Origin of the sequence: Testudinibacter sp. TW-1 (assembly GCF_050613185.1) — a bacterium.
Taxonomy (GTDB): Bacteria; Pseudomonadota; Gammaproteobacteria; order Enterobacterales; family Pasteurellaceae; genus Chelonobacter.
Map to the genome: position 1 here is coordinate 970,399 of NZ_CP192511.1, position 16,683 is coordinate 987,081.

The window sequence follows — 16,683 nt, forward strand, 5'->3', positions numbered from 1 at the left end:
TGAAGTGGCGGAAGAGAATGGGAGTTGAACCCACCCGAGACTGCTGGCAGCCTCAACAGGATTTGAAGTCCTGCCGCTTCACCGGAAACGACGCTCTTCCATTGATAATCACAATATTGTACTGAATTTTAATTCAAATAGCATTAAAATCAATATATCTCTTGTTATTATTTGAATTCGGGGCGGTTATGAACCAACTTTATCGCGCATTACCTTCAATCGACAAAATTTTGAATACCCCGCAGGGGCAATTGCTGAGCGAGCGGTTCGGGCATTCGGCGGTGGTGGCGCAGTTGCGTAGTTTGTTGCAGCAGGCGCGGGTGCAGATTCGGCAACAACAGCAGCTGCCGCGCTATTTCAGTGATTTTAGCGCGTTGTATAAAAAAGTGGCGCATGAACTGCAACAGCAACAGCAGGTGGCGATCAAGAAAGTGCATAACCTGACCGGGACGGTGTTGCACACCAACTTAGGACGTGCGTTGTGGGGGCGGTCGGCGCAACAGGCGGCGTTAGGCGCAATGCAAGAAAACGTGGCGTTGGAATTTGATTTGGCGCAGGGCAAACGCAGCCATCGCGATCAATATTGCAGCGACTTGTTGGCGCAGTTGTGCGGGGCGGAAGCGGCGTGTATCGTGAATAACAATGCGGCGGCGGTGTTGTTGCTGCTGGCGACCTTTGCCAGCGGTAAAGAGGTGATTATTTCACGCGGCGAGCTGATTGAAATCGGCGGTGCGTTTCGCATTCCGGACATTATGCAGCAAGCCGGTTGTAAACTGGTGGAAGTCGGCACGACGAACCGCACCCGTTTAACCGATTATCAGCAACAAATCAACGAAAATACCGCACTTTTGCTGAAAGTTCACAGCAGCAACTACCAAATTTGCGGTTTTACCGAAAGTGTCGGCGAAGCGGAATTGGCGCAGTTGGCGCAACAACAGCAACTGCCGTTAATCAGCGATTTGGGCAGTGGCGCATTAGTCGATCTCGGTCGATACGGTTTGCCGACCGAACCGACCCCGCAAAAAATGTTGGCAGACGGCGTGGATTTGGTCTGTTTTTCCGGTGATAAACTACTTGGCGGACCGCAAGCGGGCATTATCGTCGGCAAAAAAGCCTATATCGAGCAGTTGCAACAGCACCCGCTCAAACGGGTGTTGCGTTGCGACAAGGTGATTTTAGCCGGTTTGGAAGCCACTTTGCGTGATTATCTATTCCCGGAAAAATTAGCGCACAGCAACCCGACTTTGCAGTTATTAACCCAAGATGTGGGCCAATTACAAGCGATTGCCGAGCCGCTATTGGCCAAGTTGCAAGAAAAACTGGGCGCGGATTATGGCTTGCAGATCGAAGCCAGTTCGGCACAGATCGGTAGCGGATCGCAACCGATGTCCCGCATTCCGTCATTAGCGATCACCTTGCGACCGCACTCGGGCAAAAATGAGGAGTTAATGCAGTTGATCCGTTCGTTGAAACAGCTGAGCCAGCCGATTATCGGGCGGATTGAACAGCAAAAACTGTGGTTGGATTTGCGCAGTCTTGCCAATCCGCAACAACTTTTTATCACCTTGGACGAATTATGATTATAGTCAGCGCAGGACACGTCGATCACGGCAAAACCGCCTTGATTCGCGCCCTCACCGGCACCGACACCACCCATTTGCCGGAAGAAAAAAAACGCGGCATGACCATTGATTTGGGCTATGCCTATTTGCCGTACGGCGATCAGATTTTGGGTTTTATTGATGTGCCGGGGCACGAACGCTTTTTATCCAATATGCTTGCCGGTGTCGGCGGCGTGCAGTATGCGCTGTTGCTGGTGGCAGCCGACGAGGGGATTAAGCCGCAAACCGAAGAACATCTTGCCATTCTTAACTTATTGGATTTTAAAGAAATTATTGTAGTAATCAGCAAGGCGGATAAAGCCTCGGCGGAACAAATTAACCAGTTGCAACAACAGTTAAAACAACGTTATCCGTTTTTGACGCAAAGTGCGGTTTTTGCCACGTCAACGGTAAACGGGCAAGGAATTGGCGAGCTAAAACGGTATTTATTCGGATTAAGCCAAAAAAATCAGGCTAGCGAAAAACCGTTCCGTTATGCGATTGACCGCACTTTTCATATCAAAGGCGCGGGCAAAGTGGTGACCGGCACGGCATTTGCCGGACAAGTGGCGATTGATGACACGCTATTTTTATCCAGCCAGCTGAAACAAACGATTCGGGTGAAGAATATCCATGCGCAAAATCAGCAAAATACCCACGGCGTGGCTGGGCAACGCTTGGCGTTAAATTTAGCCGCCGATCAACTGGCAATCACACGCGGCGACTGGCTGTTTTCCCATGCGCAAGCACAAGCCAACGATCGGATTACGCTGTTGTTAAATCCGATTCAGGCGTTAAAAGCCAGCCAAGCCGTGCATATTTATCACGCCGCCAGCCACACTGTCGGCAAATTGACGTTGTTGGAGCAAAGTGCGGTTGAAACGGCTTCAATGCAACAGAATGAAAAAGTACTTGCCGAACTGATATTACAACAGCCACTGTTTTTGGCGTTTGGCGATAAAGTGATTGTGCGCAGCGGCGATAATCAACACACCCTTGCCGGCGCGAGTGTGTTGGAAATCGCCTCGCCGCAACGGTATAAACGCCAACCGGCGCGTTTGGCATATTTGTGGCAATTGGCGCAAGCGGAAACCCAGGCACAGCGGATTAGCCGCTATTTACAACGGGGTTGTGTTGAACAAACCGCACTTTGCTGGGCGGAACAGTTAACTGAAACGCAGTTTGCCGAGTTGCAGACGACGTTAGCATTTACTGCGTTGCAAGGCTATGTGTTTAATCAGGATTATCGGCAACAACAGCAGCAAAAATTAGTGCAAGCGTTGCATTTGTATCATCAGCAACATCCTGATCAATTAGGTATTTCCAAAGCGCGTTTGCAACGCATGGCGGCACTGAAACAACCGCAAAGCGTGATTTATCACTTTATCCAGACGTTGCTGCAACAAGGGGATTTGGCACAAACCCGCGGTTGGATTCATTTGCCCGATCATAAAATTGCCTTCACCGAGGAGGAACAACAGTTGTGGCAACGCACCGAAGCGGCATTTTTAGCGGCGCAGGGGCAAGCGGTTTGGGTGCGCGATCTTGCCAAACTATTGGCAATCGATGAAAGTGTGATGCGTAATTTTCTGTATAAAGCCGGTAAACTGGGCTATCTGACCGCGATTATCAAAGACCGCTTTTTCTTAACTGAAACTCTGTATGCTTATGCCGAACGGATTAAAGTGCATATTGAACAACACGGGGCGATTTCGGTGAATGAGCTGCGCGATCAGTTGCAATTCGGGCGGAAAATGACGGTGCAGTTAATCGAATATTTCGACAAGTGCGGTTTTTTGCGGCGCAAAGGCGATCAGCATTTACTACGCGATGCGGATATTTTCGAACAAATTTAGCGGATAAAAAACGCCTTAATGTTGATCTGCCCCCCAAAAGTTGGACTGCAAAACCAACTGACTAAGGTGCAGATTTTTATGACTAAATATACCCAAGTATTGAAACAACAAATCGTTGAATATTATTTTCAACATCATCAATCTATCAGCAAAACCGCAACACATTTTCAGGTTGCCCAACGCAGTATTCGCCAATGGATTGCACAATATCAATATTCCGGTCTTGATGGGCTAGCCGTCCTAGATATACAACGAAAATATAGGCTTGAAGATAAACTGAAAGCCATTGAATATATACAACACACCGAACTGACCTGGGCGTATCAAACGGCAGTGTTGTTTATCAATGGTTGCAACGTTTCAAACAATTTGGCATAAATGGACTGATTGATAAGCCCAAAGGACGACCAGCCGTGAATAAACCGAATAAATCGAAAAAACACGTTAAGCCATTAACGCCGTTAAAACAATTAGAACAAGAGAATTTACGTTTGCGTGCGGAGAATGCCATCTTAAAAAAGTCGATGGAATTATCCCTGAAAGACGAAGCCGAAAGGCAGAAAACGCCTACGAGAAGTTAGTGACAGATATCACTGAATTTAAAGCGAAAGACGGTAATAAGGTTTATTTATCGCCAATGGTAGATTTATTTAACAATGAGGTGATTGCCTATCAACTTGGTCGTCGTCCAAACCGGGCACTGGTTGAGCAGATGTTGCGACAAGCCGTGAATAAGCTCCCGAAGGAGGCAACGCCGATATTACATTCAGACCAAGGCCGGCAGTATCAAATGCCGTCTTATCGCAAGATATTGGCAGATAATCAGATTCAAATCAGTATGTCGAGAAAGGGAAATTGTTTGGATAATGGCGCAATGGAAAGTTTTTTCGGCAGGCTGAAGACAGAATGTTTTTATGTTCGGCAATTTGATACGGCAGATGACATTGAGCAGGCGGTTCATCAATATATTGAGTATTACAATACTGAACGAATTCAAGTAAGATTAAAAGGATTAAACCCGATACAATATCGAACTCAATCCGTTCATTAAGCAGTCCAACTTTTTGGGGTCAGATCATGCCACACACGGGGTTTATTTTTAGCCAACTGCGCTATTGTGAACGTTTATACACCACTCCTAACGTTTTCGGTTGGGAACCGAACAGACGAATCAGCTGTGCCAAAAACAACTCGCCGGCGGCAATTGCGTCGCTTAAGGCGTTATGCGCTACATATTCCGGCAAGTGGTAATGCCGGCGCACCGTCGTCAATTGATAATGAGGGTTAATCGCCTGGGCTTGCGTACTAACAAACGAGCGCTCGATTTTCAAGGTATCCAACCAAAGTAGCGGGAAAAACGGCATTTTGTAATGCATTGCCAGATAGTGATTGATAAAACGCCGTTCAATGCTCGAACCGTGAGCAATCACGATTCTGCCGCGCATTAAAGTGAACAGGGTGGACATCACTTGCTCCAAGGCGACCGCGCTTTGTAACATTTGCGGCACAATGTGGTTAATCACCGCGGTATCCTGTTTAACGATCTGATCGGCAACAAACTGGTGCCATGAGCCTGACAGCTTCAAGGTTAAACAATCAATCGGCACCGCCGCCGCACTCAAAATATGATCGATCATCGGGTTCAAACCGCTGGTTTCAAAATCAATCGCCAGATAATTCAGCCGGGTCAGATCCGCCGCCAATTCCGGGTAAGGCATATCAAACAGCGGTAATAACTCCGCCGGGCAACGCTTTGACTGCACTAATTTCCGCCGTTGTTTTTCCAGCTTCGACAATGGATCAAACCGTTGCAACCAACGCGACAATACACTGCTCATCGGATTAACCCTTTCTGTGAAAAGCGCAATTCTGCCGCTTCCTGCAATTTGGCAATTAAACGGAAAGCATCTTTTAAATTATTCCGTTCGAACGAAGTCAGCTCATCCGGGGCAATATGGTTGGTCAGCAGCTGCTGTCGGCGCAGCGCTTGCAATTGATATTTAAACCGCACTTCGCATACGAAACGGTAGGCGCCTAAAATATCATCCAAGGTTTCTTTGTTGATCACCTTGTTCTCATAACAGGCGATAAACCGCGCCTCGGTGGATTTCGTCTGCCCGATACCGGCGGACAATGCATAAATCCGTCCCAAATCGACCAATAAGCTGATCGCCCGTTTTTTCAGATTCAGTTTGTTTTTATGCTCGCCGTCTTTGATCAACACAAAGTTTCTGAAGATACTCAACGGCGGTTTGACCCGAATTGTATTTGCCACCATAAACGCCAAAAAACGGCGGTTATGCTGCACTAACTTGGCAAAAAAACCGGTAAGCCGCTCTGCCAAATCAGTTGAACCATGGATGGCTCGCAGATCCATAAATACCGACGCATTTAGTAATCCTTCCAACTCCGGATTCACAATCCAATGTTTGAAATCCGCTTGCCAACGGGTGAGGGATTGGCACCATTTCGGATTAGACGCCATATATCCGCCGGAGCAATGCGCATAACCGCACTTGTCCAAACCGTCGTTGACAAAGGTCGCCAGCTGCGAAAAATAGGCTTGCTCGGATGGCTCTAATTCCCGCTCGGTGATAATCGCATTATCTTGATCGGAGAGCGGATGGATTTCATAACGCGCCTGTGAACCGGCAACGAACCAACTATAGGCACAAGGCGGGGCGCCAAACCGGTGCTCCGCCATCATCAACAGTTTTTGGTGAAATGCATCGGCAATCAGGGTCATCACCTGCATAATATTGCGATAATCCACGCCGCTTTCGATTAAGCCTTCGAAAATCGCTTGCCGTTTTGCCGACAAATCCACCAACAAGGCTAAACTATCGGCTTGGAAAATATGATTAATCATAAAAATAGACTGGGTGCTGTTTTTCTGCACCAAATCCGTCGCAGTAAGAATGCCGATCACTTTTTCATTTTCGATCACCGGTAAATTACGAAGATTATGTTGCATCATCAAAGAAATGGCGTTCAGCACCAATTCGCTGGCGGCAACCGTCGGTGGGTCGGCGGTCATAATATGGCTGATCGGCAAATTGACATCCAATGCCTGCGCCACCACTTTTTTGGTCATATCGCGATCATTGACGATCCCGACCAATTTGCCATGCCGCATAACCAACGCTGACGAGCGCCGTTGACGGCACATACTTGCCGCCGTTTCCTTGATGGTAGCCGACGCTTCGACCGTTGCAATTTTACGGTTCGCCACCTCGACCACGCTTTTCATAAAAATCCCGTCCTGGTTTTGCAACCAAGTGCTTTTTGACGCCTCATGCAGGCGCACACCGGCTTCGCTGGCAAAATAAGCGGCATATTGCGGGTGTTGCTGCACGATACCGCTCAACAGCGCATAGGGAATCTGATAAATCAGGCTGTTTTCAATCGCACAGGCGGTATATTGCTCGTCTTCTTTCGGGTTAAAAATACTGAATCCGAAAATACTGCCGCTTTCCAAGCGGGCACGTAGCTCGCCATTCGGTTTTTTCTGTTCGACCGCCCCGATCCGAATCAAATATAAACAACGTTTATCCGCCTGTTCCTCAAATGCAATCACTTCACCTTGCGGAATATAGCGGATTTCAATATTGGCTGCAATTTGGCTAATCAACGTTTTCGGCAGGTGATGAAACGGATCAACCTGTGCAATAAACCATTCAATATTCGGAATTAAAGAAGAATCCACGGCATTTCCTTATCTGGAGAAATAACAAATAAATTTATTTTAACCAGTGTAAAAAGCAAAGGCACCTTAAATTCAATATTCAAGGTGCCTTTTTCTATTTCACGTCACGGTCCAAACCATCAAGTGCGGTATTTTTTCCACAAGCGGATTAAGCGTTGATAGCGGGCGGAGACTTCATCAATCAGTTGTTGATCGCTGAGTTTACCTGCCAACCACTCGGCGGACGGTTCGCCGAAAATGGTTCTGCCGACGGCGAAGCCTTTCACCAGCGGCGCATTGGCGGCGGCTTTGAAGGTGTCGTCAAACACCGCTTCCGGGGCGTCCAAACCGAGAATCAAAATGCCGCGGCAATAGTGGTCGTTTTGCTCGATGACGCGGCTTAATGCCGCCCAACCGTCGGCACTCATGCCCGGCAATTTCCACCAATCCGGTTTGATCCCCAATCCATACAGGTGAGCGATAATCTGCTGGTAATACGCCTCTTGTTGCGGCATATCCAACGGCAGGATAATTTCCAGCAGCAGTTCGTGTCCGGTGCGGCAACAGGCTTGGTATACCTCTGACAGTTTTTGATCCTGCTGCGCTTTCAGTTCCGCGCTGTCATGCGGGTGGTAGAATACCAAACATTTGACAACGTGTTCTTTCGGCCACGAAATCAACTGGCTGCCTAAATCACCGTGTTCCAATGCCAATGGACGGGACGACGGTTTTTCAATCGGGCGGCCAATCCACCAGTGTTTACCGGTAATGGCATTCAGTGCGTCTTGTCCGTAAGTGGTGTCGGCTAAAATGCCCGATTGCCCGTTGTCCACGCCTTCCGCCTTGGCGGTTTGTTCCGCGGCTTGCAGCAATAAGGTTTTCAAGTGCGGTATCCGTTTCGGATCGGCACCGCACTTTTGTGCCATATCATCCAGTTGTTTACGGTGATCAAAGGCAAAAATACAGAGGTTATTCCATTCGGTTTTGCGCGTAGTCACACGGTGCAAATGATTTAAACCCTCATCGAGATCAGGGCGCGGCACGGATTCGGCTCGCGATAAATAGTCGTCCAGCTCTTTTTTGGTCGGCATTGCCGGCGCGCAGCCATGACGGGAAACCACCAGTGCGCCACAAGCATTGGCATAACGGCACGCCTGCTCCCAGCCTTCGCCGTTGATATAGCCGCGCAATAACCCCGACATAAAGGCGTCGCCTGCGCCCAGCACGTTCAACACCGCCACGCGCACACCGTACACATTTAAGCCGCCGTCCAAATCATCGGGAATGTCGCCTTCAAACACCGAGCAACCTAATGCGCCGCGCTTGCACACCAAAGTTGCTTGGCTGCATTTGCGCACGTTCTTAAGTGCGGTCAACGTATCGGTCGAACCGCCGGCGATATGAAATTCCTCTTCCGTGCCGACCAGCACATCGAAATTGTGCAACACTTCTTGCAACGATTCAGTCACCGCTTTGGAATCAATGAAACGGGTTTCGCCGTCGCCGAGCGAGGTCAAGCCCCATAACACCGGACGGTAATCAATATCCAACAAGCGCTTCACGCCGTTGCGTCCGGCATACTCAAGTGCGGTCAGCACCGCATGGCGGGTTTTCGGGTGCGAGAGGTGCGTGCCGGTGATCGCCAAGGCTTTCGCCGAGGCAATGTAGTCTTCGCTGAAATCGTCGGCGCTAATCGCCATATCGGCACAATTATCACGGTAGAAAATCAGCGGAAAGGTTTCGTTATCTTTAATCCCGAGAATCACAAGTGCGGTCAGCCGTTCTTTATCGGTGATTAAATGGCTGGTATCGGCACCGACGCTTTCCAGCTCTTGGCGTAAAAAACGCCCCATATGTTCATCGCCGACCCGCGCCAACATCGACGATTTCAGCCCTTGAATTGCCGTGCCGTACGCCACATTGCCCGATGAGCCGCCGAGGTATTTGGCAAAGGTGGTTTCATCTTCCAAGCGTGCGCCGATTTGCTGTCCGTACAGATCCACCGCAATCCGTCCTAAGCAAATTAAATCGAGGGGTTTGTCTGCTACTGTTTTCAACACTGTTTCTTTCGACATAAGGGGGCTCTCCTATTGGCATTGATTCTGTTCCCGATTTCGGATCGGGCAATCAAAATAAAACATTTAACACTATTCATTTTAGAATAAATATTTCATTTTGCTATTGCTATTACTCTTTTTTGAGATCGAGATCCCAAAAAAAGTTTTTCCGCTTGCTCGGTTGAGGTATAAAAAATCATTTTTTTCTGCTTTTTTATCACAGAAATTGATCCAGCTCGCAAAAATGAAATTTACATTTCATTTTATGTTTAACTGAAATTTATTTTAAGTAGAATAGCGATAGTTAATGATGAAAACCGCAGTTGAAGTATTCACATAGTCGGAATGGATCACGCAGGAGAAACTATGAAAACACAAAAATTAACCGTCGCACAAGCCCTGGTAAAATTCTTGGATAATCAATATGTTGAAGTGGACGGAAAAGTAACGAAATTTGTGAAAGGCATTTTCGGTATTTTCGGACACGGTAATGTACTCGGTTTGGGGCAAGCATTGGAACAAGACAGCGGACAGCTGATTGTGCACCAAGGACGCAACGAACAAGGCATGGCGCACGCAGCAATGGGCTTTGCCAAACAAAAGGCGCGCAAACAGATTTACGCCTGCACCTCCTCTGTCGGGCCGGGCGCGGCCAATATGATCACCGCCGCCGCAACGGCGACCGCTAACCGCATTCCGTTATTGCTATTACCGGGCGATGTATTCGCCACGCGCCAGCCTGATCCGGTGCTGCAACAAATCGAACAAAGCTACAATTTAAGTATCAGCACCAACGACGCCTTTAAAGCGGTCAGTAAATATTGGGATCGGGTCAGCCGCCCTGAGCAGTTGATGACGGCGTGTATTAATGCAATGCGGGTGCTGACCGATCCGGCGGAAACCGGTGCGGTGACGATTGCGCTGCCGCAAGATGTGCAAAGCGAAGCCTACGACTTCCCTGATTATTTCCTACAAAAACGAATCCACCGCATTGAACGCACCTTACCGACCGAACCGATGTTGCGGCAAGCGGTGGAATTGATTAAACGCAAGCAAAAACCCTTGATTATCTGTGGCGGCGGCGTGCGTTACTCAGAAGCGGCAGCCGAGTTAAAAGCCTTTGCCGAAGCCTATCAAATTCCGTTTGCCGAAACCCAAGCCGGTAAAAGTGCGGTGGTATCCAGCCATCCTTTAAATGTCGGCGGCGTAGGCGAAACCGGTTGTCTCGCGGCGAATCTATTGGCGAAAGAAGCCGATCTGATTATCGGTGTCGGCACACGTTATACCGATTTCACCACCTCGTCCAAATGGATTTTCCAACATCCGGAAGTAGAGTTTTTAAATATCAATATCGCCCGTTTTGATGCGTATAAACTGGACGGGGTGCAAGTGACCGCCGATGCCAAAGCGACATTGTCGCAACTGCAACACAAGCTGGCAGCCGAACAATATCAAACCCAATGGCAAGATCAAATCGCGCAAGCCAAACAACAATTTGCACAAGAATTAAATCGGGTTTACCACGTGACCTACAGCGGAAAAGATTTTGTGCCGGAAGTGAATGACCGCTTGGATACCGACAGCGTTTATCAAGAATTCCAGCGCCTCACCGGTTCGGTGCTGACCCAAAGCCGTGTGTTGGGCATTTTAAACCACAGCTTGGGTGAAAACGATATTATCGTTGCCGCCGCCGGCAGCTTACCGGGCGATTTACAGCGCACTTGGCAAAGCAAAGGCGAAAATACCTACCATCTGGAATACGGCTATTCCTGCATGGGCTATGAAGTCAATGCCGCCTTGGGGGTGAAAATCGCCGAGCCGGAAAAAGAGGTGTACGCTTTCCTAGGCGACGGTTCATACCTAATGCTCCATTCCGAATTGATCACCTCGATTCAGGAACACAAAAAAATCAATATTATTCTGTTAGACAACATGACCAACGGCTGTATCAACAACCTGCAAATCGGACACGGCATGGACAGTTTCTGCACCGAGTTCCGCTTCCGCAATCCGCACAGCAACAAACTCGACGCCGGGTTTATTCCGGTCGATTTTGCGATGAATGCCGCCTCTTACGGCTGTAAAACTTATAAAGTCAGAACGGAAGAAGAGTTACAAACCGCACTTGCCGATGCCAAACTGCAAAAAGTATCGACCCTGATCGATATTAAAGTGCTGCCGAAAACCATGGTGCACGGTTACGGCAGTTGGTGGCACGTCGGCGTGGCGGAAGTCTCGGAAAAAGAGCGGGTGCGCGAAGCCTTTAAAAATGCGGAGATTCAAATTCAGCGTGCGCGCCGTTATTAATCGGAACGAATCAAATTGAAATTTAAAATCAACCTTCTCAAGGAGAAAAAGATGAAAGCAGAAAATGTCAAATTAGGTATCGCCCCAATCGGCTGGACCAACGATGATTTGCCTGAACTGGGGGCGGAGAATACGTTCGAGCAGTGTGTCAGCGAAATGGCGTTGGCAGGATACGAAGGCTGCGAAGTCGGCAATAAATATCCGCGCGATATCAAAGTGTTAAAACACAAACTGGACGTGCGCGGCATTCAAATTTGTAACGCCTGGTTCAGCACCTTTTTTGTGGACGGTAAAAAAGAGCAAACGATTAAGGATTTTATCCAACACCGCGATTTTCTACACGCCATGGGCGCCAAAGTGATCGGTTGTTCCGAGCAAAGCCGCAGTATTCAAGGGCAGAAAAAAGCGATTTTCAAAGAAAAAACCGTGTTCAGCGATACCGAATGGCAGTTGTTGGCGGAAGGCTATAACGAACTGGCAAAATTAGCCGCCGAAAAAGACATGAAAGTCTGTCTGCACCACCATATGGGCACCGGTATCCAAACGCCTGCCGAGGTGGATCGCTATATGGAAGTGACCAATGATGATGTCTATCTGTTGTTCGATTCCGGACATCTGTATTATTCCGAAGGCTCGCAACAAGCGATGTTGGACGTGTTGGAAAAATATATCGACCGCATTGTCCACGTTCACCTGAAAGACGTGCGTGATGAAGTGGTTGCCGAAGTCAAAGCCAACGATTTAAGTTTCCTCGAAGGGGTGAAAAAAGGGACGTTTACCGTACCGGGCGACGGCGTGATTGACTTCAAACCGATTTTTGAAATTTTAGAAAAACACGGTTACCAAGGTTGGATGGTGGTGGAAGCCGAACAAGATCCGGCATTGGCAAACCCATTTGAATACGCCTTAAAAGGCCGTAAATACATTAAAGACGTAGCAGGAGTTTGATTATGATTAAAGTAGGTATTATCGGCGCAGGCCGTATCGGGCGCGTGCATTCGGAAAGTATCAGCAAATACGTCAAAGGCGCGGAAATCAAAGCGATTTCCGATATTAAAGTGACTGATGAGCTGCAAAGCTGGGCGCAATCGATGGGCATTGCGCATGTCTATGACGACTACAAACAAATCTTGCAAGATCCGGAAATTGATGCGGTGTTGGTCTGCTCCTCCACCAACACCCACGCTCCGATTTCAATCGAAGCGGCACAAGCGGGCAAACACATTTTCTGTGAAAAACCGATTGACGCCGATGTCGGCAGAATCAAGCAAGTGCTGGCGGAAGTGGAAAAAGCCGGCGTGAAATTCCAAGTCGGCTTCAACCGCCGTTTTGATCACAACTTTAAAGCGATTAAAGATCGCGTGGTTGCCGGTGACATCGGCGAACCGCACATCATCAAGGTGACCTCGCGCGACCCTGACGCACCGCCAATCGAATACGTTAAAGTCTCCGGCGGGATGTTCTTTGATATGACGATTCACGATTTCGACATGATCCGCTATCTGTCGGGCAGCAATGTCACCGAAGTGTTCGCGGTCGGCAGCGTGTTGGTCAACCCGGAAATCGGCAAAGCGGGCGATATCGATACCGCCGTCATCACCTTGAAACTGGCAAACGGCGCCATCGGCGTGATCGACAACAGCCGCAAAGCGGTTTACGGCTACGATCAACGTGCCGAAGTGTTCGGCTCGAAAGGCGCAATCCAAATCAGCAACGACACCGGCTCAAGTGCGGTTTTCTCCGGTGAAAACGGCGTGGTAGCGGAAAAACCGAAATATTTCTTCCTCGAACGCTATATGCAATCCTTCGCCGATGAAATCTCCTGCTTCGTCGATTCGGTGGTGAATGACAAACCGACCGTTGTCAATGGCGACGACGGATTGCAACCGGTACTTATCGCCTTAGCCGCGAAAAAATCCATGGAAGAAGGCAGACCGGTTAAGATTAGTGAGATTAGCTAAACAATAAAATGAATGTTATCTGATCGTTAAAAGGCACTTTTGTGCCTTTTTTGTTTAAGGTCAATCGAATCTGGAGCGTGAGGAGGAGGCAATGTTGCAATATTTTGTTAAAGAAAACAAGCACTCTATTTTTGAAAATAATTGTTTACCGCAACTGCTTTATTTATGTAATACCGAAACGATGAAAGACTATTTTCCCCGGCTATTACACAAACATAATGATCGTTTAGAAATAGTGTTTATTGTGAAAGGCAAAGGGAATCATTTAATCGGCAATGAAAAATATCAAACCCAAGCCGGCGATATCTTAATTTTTAACCAAGATGTGTTGCATGACGAAGTGGCGGAAATCGGTAGCGATATGACCGTATATTGTTGCGGAATTAATAATTTAAAAATAAAAGGCAAAAAAATAAACCATTTGCTTGAGCTGGATTATCCGGCAGTGCTGCCTGCGGGCGATTATGCAGAGGATATCAATGCGATTTTAGGTATTATGGACTCACAAATCAGACAAAATCCCAATACGGCCACTGAAACTTGCCGTTATTTACTGGCGTCACTGATCACCATCATTTCAAACATTCCCCGTCGCAATATACAAGCCAATAAAAATAATGAATTGATGTTGATTCATCAGGTTAAACGCTATATTGACAGCCATTATTGGGAGAATATTTCATTATCTTCGATTGCCCGACAATTTAATGTCAGCCCTTATTATCTTTCCCATTTATTTAAACAGGGCAGCGGTTTCTCACTGATCCAATATATGCTGCGGCGTAGAATAGGTGAGGCGCAATCGTTATTGATCAATACCGGTTATAGCATAACCCAAATTTCCACGTTGGTCGGCTATGACAATATCAACTATTTCAGTACCATTTTTACCAAAATGACGGGAATTTCACCTACCGCCTACCGCACTTACTGGATTGGACGGAAAAAATAGTCTTATTTCGACGGGCAGCGCAAGATAATGAAGATGACATAACTAAAACGTGACATTCTTAACATAATATTAACGTTTTGCGGTGATGAAAAAGCAAGATGTTAAACTTTTCCGACCAAAATAATTTATATACTTCACTCACAACTTAACCAAAAGGAGTGAAGTATGAGTATAAAAATTTGCACCGCCCCTTGTTGTTGGGGGGTGGATGATCCCAAAAATCCTTATTTACCGCACTGGACTCAAGTATTACACGAAGCCTCCCAAGCCGGTTACAAAGGCATTGAGCTAGGGCCTTACGGCTATTTACCGATTGATGTTCAACAAGTATCCGATGAACTCGCCAAAAACGATCTGTTTATTGTTGCCGGCACTATTTTCGATGATCTGGTTTCAATTGAAAATCAAGCCGCTTTGGAGCGGCAAGCGCATAACATTTGCCAATTAATAACAAAACTGCCGCAAGTAGCGCCTGAGCCGGATCAAAAATTTGCTACGCCCTATTTAGTGCTTATCGACTGGGGACACGATGAACGCGATTATGCCGCCGGTCATCCCGATACCGCCCCGCGCTTATCGCCGATACAGTGGCAGCAGATGATGTCCCATATCAAAAAACTGGCTGCTATTGCGCAAAGCTACGGCATAAGGGCGGTTATCCACCCGCATGCCGGCGGATATATTGAGTTTGCAGATGAAATTGACAATGTGGTGCGCGATATTCCTTATGATTTAGCCGGATTATGTTTAGACACCGGCCATCTTTACTATTCGAAAATAGAGCCGCCGGCGGCATTAAAAAAATATTGGCCGTTTGTTGATTACCTACACTTCAAAGATATTGATTTGTCCGTCTATCAAAAGGTGATGAACGAAAAAATCCGTTTCTTTGAAGCCTGTGCAAAAGGCGTAATGTGCCGAATCGGGGAAGGCACGCTTGCTTATCCGGAGATCTATCATCTTTTAAAAACGCTGAATTATCAAGGTTATATCACGGTAGAACAAGAGCGGGATCCGCGAAATTCAGGTTCGAGTTTAAACGATGTCAAAATCAGTCGCGATTATTTGAAACACATTGGATTTTAAAGGAGCAAAAGATGATTTACGGAGAAAAACGTGTGGCAAGACCTATCCGCTGGGCAATGGTCGGCGGCGGTCACGGCAGTCAAATCGGCTATATACACCGTTCGGCAGCGTTACGGGATTTTTGCTTTGAATTGGTTGCCGGCGCTTTCGATCTGGATTTTGCAAGAGGAAAAGCATTCGGACAGCAACTGCACGTTACCGCCGAACGCTGCTATCCGGATTACCAAACGATGTTTAACCAAGAAGCGCAACGGGCGGACGGTATAGAAGCCGTCTCAATCGCCACCCCCAACGGCACGCATTATGACATTTGCAAAGCCGCATTATTAGCCAACTTGCACGTTATTTGCGAAAAACCGCTGTGCTTCACGGTTAAACAAGCGGAAGAGCTGGCGGCGCTTGCCGCAAAGCAGCAAAAAATAGTCGCTATCACTTACGGTTATGCCGGTCATCAAGTGATTGAGGAGGGGCGCCGTCTTATCGCTGAGGGTGTTTTGGGCGAGATTCGGATTGTAAAAATGGAATTCGCGCACGGATTTCATAATGTTGCCGTTGAAAAAGAGGCTGAAAGCACAAAATGGCGGGTTGATCCGAAAATGGCAGGCCCGAGTTATGTGCTGGGCGATTTGGGCACGCACCCGTTGTTTATTGCCGAAGTGTTGCTACCGCACTTACGCATTAAACGCTTGCTGTGTTCACGGCAAAGTTTTGTGCAAAGCCGCGCCCCATTGGAAGACAATGCGTTGACCTTAATGGAGTATGACACGGGAGCCGTCGGCAGCGTTTGGTCGAGCTGTGTCAACGCCGGTTCAATGCACGGGCAACGGATCCGGGTTATCGGCGAAAAAGCCAGTCTCGAATGGTGGGACGAGCAGCCTAATCAGCTACGTTTAGAAATTCAAGGCGAACCGGTCAGAATTTTGGAAAGAGGCATGGGCTATCTGCATGACAGTGCCTTGAAAGAAGATCGGATTGGCGGCGGACACCCTGAAGGGCTGTTCGAAGCCTGGTCAAATCTCTATGCCCGCTTTGCCGAAGCGATTATATGTAAAAACGAAGGGCGGCGGTTCGACTTTTGGTATCCGGACATCTCTGCCGGTGTCGAAGGCGTGCGCTGGGTGGAAAATTGTGTGAAATCCGCAGACCTGGGCGCGGTTTGGGTCGATTATCAATAAATT

Annotated in this window: 11 protein-coding genes, 1 tRNA gene and 1 pseudogene; 9 read left to right on the forward strand and 4 right to left on the reverse strand. The window is 47.8% G+C overall.

Annotation, left to right across the window (positions count from 1 at the left end):
* Nucleotides 1–5: 5 nt before the first annotated feature.
* Nucleotides 6–100, reverse strand: a tRNA-Sec gene (locus tag ACQ31U_RS04805).
* 88 nt (nucleotides 101–188) lie between these two features.
* Here ACQ31U_RS04805 and selA point away from each other — a divergent pair.
* The 3 genes and pseudogenes from selA to ACQ31U_RS04820 all read left to right on the forward strand — a co-directional run bounded on the left by selA (nucleotide 189) and on the right by ACQ31U_RS04820 (nucleotide 4,508).
* A complete protein-coding gene (gene selA, locus ACQ31U_RS04810) occupies nucleotides 189–1,580 on the forward strand; it encodes an L-seryl-tRNA(Sec) selenium transferase (RefSeq protein WP_431053949.1) in 1,392 nt (463 codons plus the stop codon).
* Nucleotides 1,577–3,457, forward strand: coding sequence for a selenocysteine-specific translation elongation factor (gene selB / locus ACQ31U_RS04815; protein WP_431053950.1), 1,881 nt, complete (start codon nucleotides 1,577–1,579; stop codon nucleotides 3,455–3,457). Before selA ends, selB begins: the two co-directional genes overlap by 4 nt.
* A gap of 78 nt (nucleotides 3,458–3,535) precedes the next feature.
* Nucleotides 3,536–4,508: pseudogene (locus tag ACQ31U_RS04820) on the forward strand (IS3 family transposase).
* Between the two features lie 61 nt (nucleotides 4,509–4,569).
* Here ACQ31U_RS04820 and ACQ31U_RS04825 read toward each other — a convergent pair.
* The 3 genes from ACQ31U_RS04825 to ACQ31U_RS04835 all read right to left on the reverse strand — a co-directional run bounded on the left by ACQ31U_RS04825 (nucleotide 4,570) and on the right by ACQ31U_RS04835 (nucleotide 9,217).
* Nucleotides 4,570–5,295 (reverse strand): 3'-5' exonuclease, encoded by a 726-nt coding sequence (locus ACQ31U_RS04825; RefSeq protein WP_431053951.1) that lies wholly within the window; start codon nucleotides 5,293–5,295, stop codon nucleotides 4,570–4,572.
* A complete protein-coding gene (locus ACQ31U_RS04830; RefSeq protein ID WP_431053952.1) occupies nucleotides 5,292–7,163 on the reverse strand; it encodes a DUF294 nucleotidyltransferase-like domain-containing protein in 1,872 nt (623 codons plus the stop codon). The genes ACQ31U_RS04825 and ACQ31U_RS04830 overlap by 4 nt, the downstream gene beginning before the upstream one ends.
* A 119-nt stretch (nucleotides 7,164–7,282) precedes the next feature.
* Nucleotides 7,283–9,217, reverse strand: a complete 1,935-nt coding sequence (locus tag ACQ31U_RS04835) for a bifunctional 5-dehydro-2-deoxygluconokinase/5-dehydro-2-deoxyphosphogluconate aldolase (RefSeq protein WP_431053953.1) — start codon at nucleotides 9,215–9,217, stop codon at nucleotides 7,283–7,285.
* Between the two features lie 348 nt (nucleotides 9,218–9,565).
* Here ACQ31U_RS04835 and iolD point away from each other — a divergent pair, with 348 nt between their 5' ends.
* The 6 genes from iolD to ACQ31U_RS04865 all read left to right on the forward strand — a co-directional run bounded on the left by iolD (nucleotide 9,566) and on the right by ACQ31U_RS04865 (nucleotide 16,680).
* Nucleotides 9,566–11,506, forward strand: a complete 1,941-nt coding sequence (iolD, locus tag ACQ31U_RS04840) for a 3D-(3,5/4)-trihydroxycyclohexane-1,2-dione acylhydrolase (decyclizing) (RefSeq protein ID WP_431053954.1) — start codon at nucleotides 9,566–9,568, stop codon at nucleotides 11,504–11,506.
* Between the two features lie 51 nt (nucleotides 11,507–11,557).
* A complete protein-coding gene (iolE, locus tag ACQ31U_RS04845; protein WP_431053955.1) occupies nucleotides 11,558–12,454 on the forward strand; it encodes a myo-inosose-2 dehydratase in 897 nt (298 codons plus the stop codon).
* Nucleotides 12,455–12,456: 2 nt separating this feature from the next.
* Nucleotides 12,457–13,467, forward strand: coding sequence for an inositol 2-dehydrogenase (iolG, locus tag ACQ31U_RS04850; RefSeq protein ID WP_431053956.1), 1,011 nt, complete (start codon nucleotides 12,457–12,459; stop codon nucleotides 13,465–13,467).
* 91 nt (nucleotides 13,468–13,558) lie between these two features.
* Nucleotides 13,559–14,419, forward strand: coding sequence for an AraC family transcriptional regulator (locus ACQ31U_RS04855; protein WP_431053957.1), 861 nt, complete (start codon nucleotides 13,559–13,561; stop codon nucleotides 14,417–14,419).
* Between the two features lie 165 nt (nucleotides 14,420–14,584).
* Nucleotides 14,585–15,505, forward strand: a complete 921-nt coding sequence (locus tag ACQ31U_RS04860; protein ID WP_431053958.1) for a TIM barrel protein — start codon at nucleotides 14,585–14,587, stop codon at nucleotides 15,503–15,505.
* A gap of 11 nt (nucleotides 15,506–15,516) precedes the next feature.
* Nucleotides 15,517–16,680, forward strand: coding sequence for a Gfo/Idh/MocA family protein (locus ACQ31U_RS04865; RefSeq protein ID WP_431053959.1), 1,164 nt, complete (start codon nucleotides 15,517–15,519; stop codon nucleotides 16,678–16,680).
* Nucleotides 16,681–16,683: the final 3 nt, after the last annotated feature.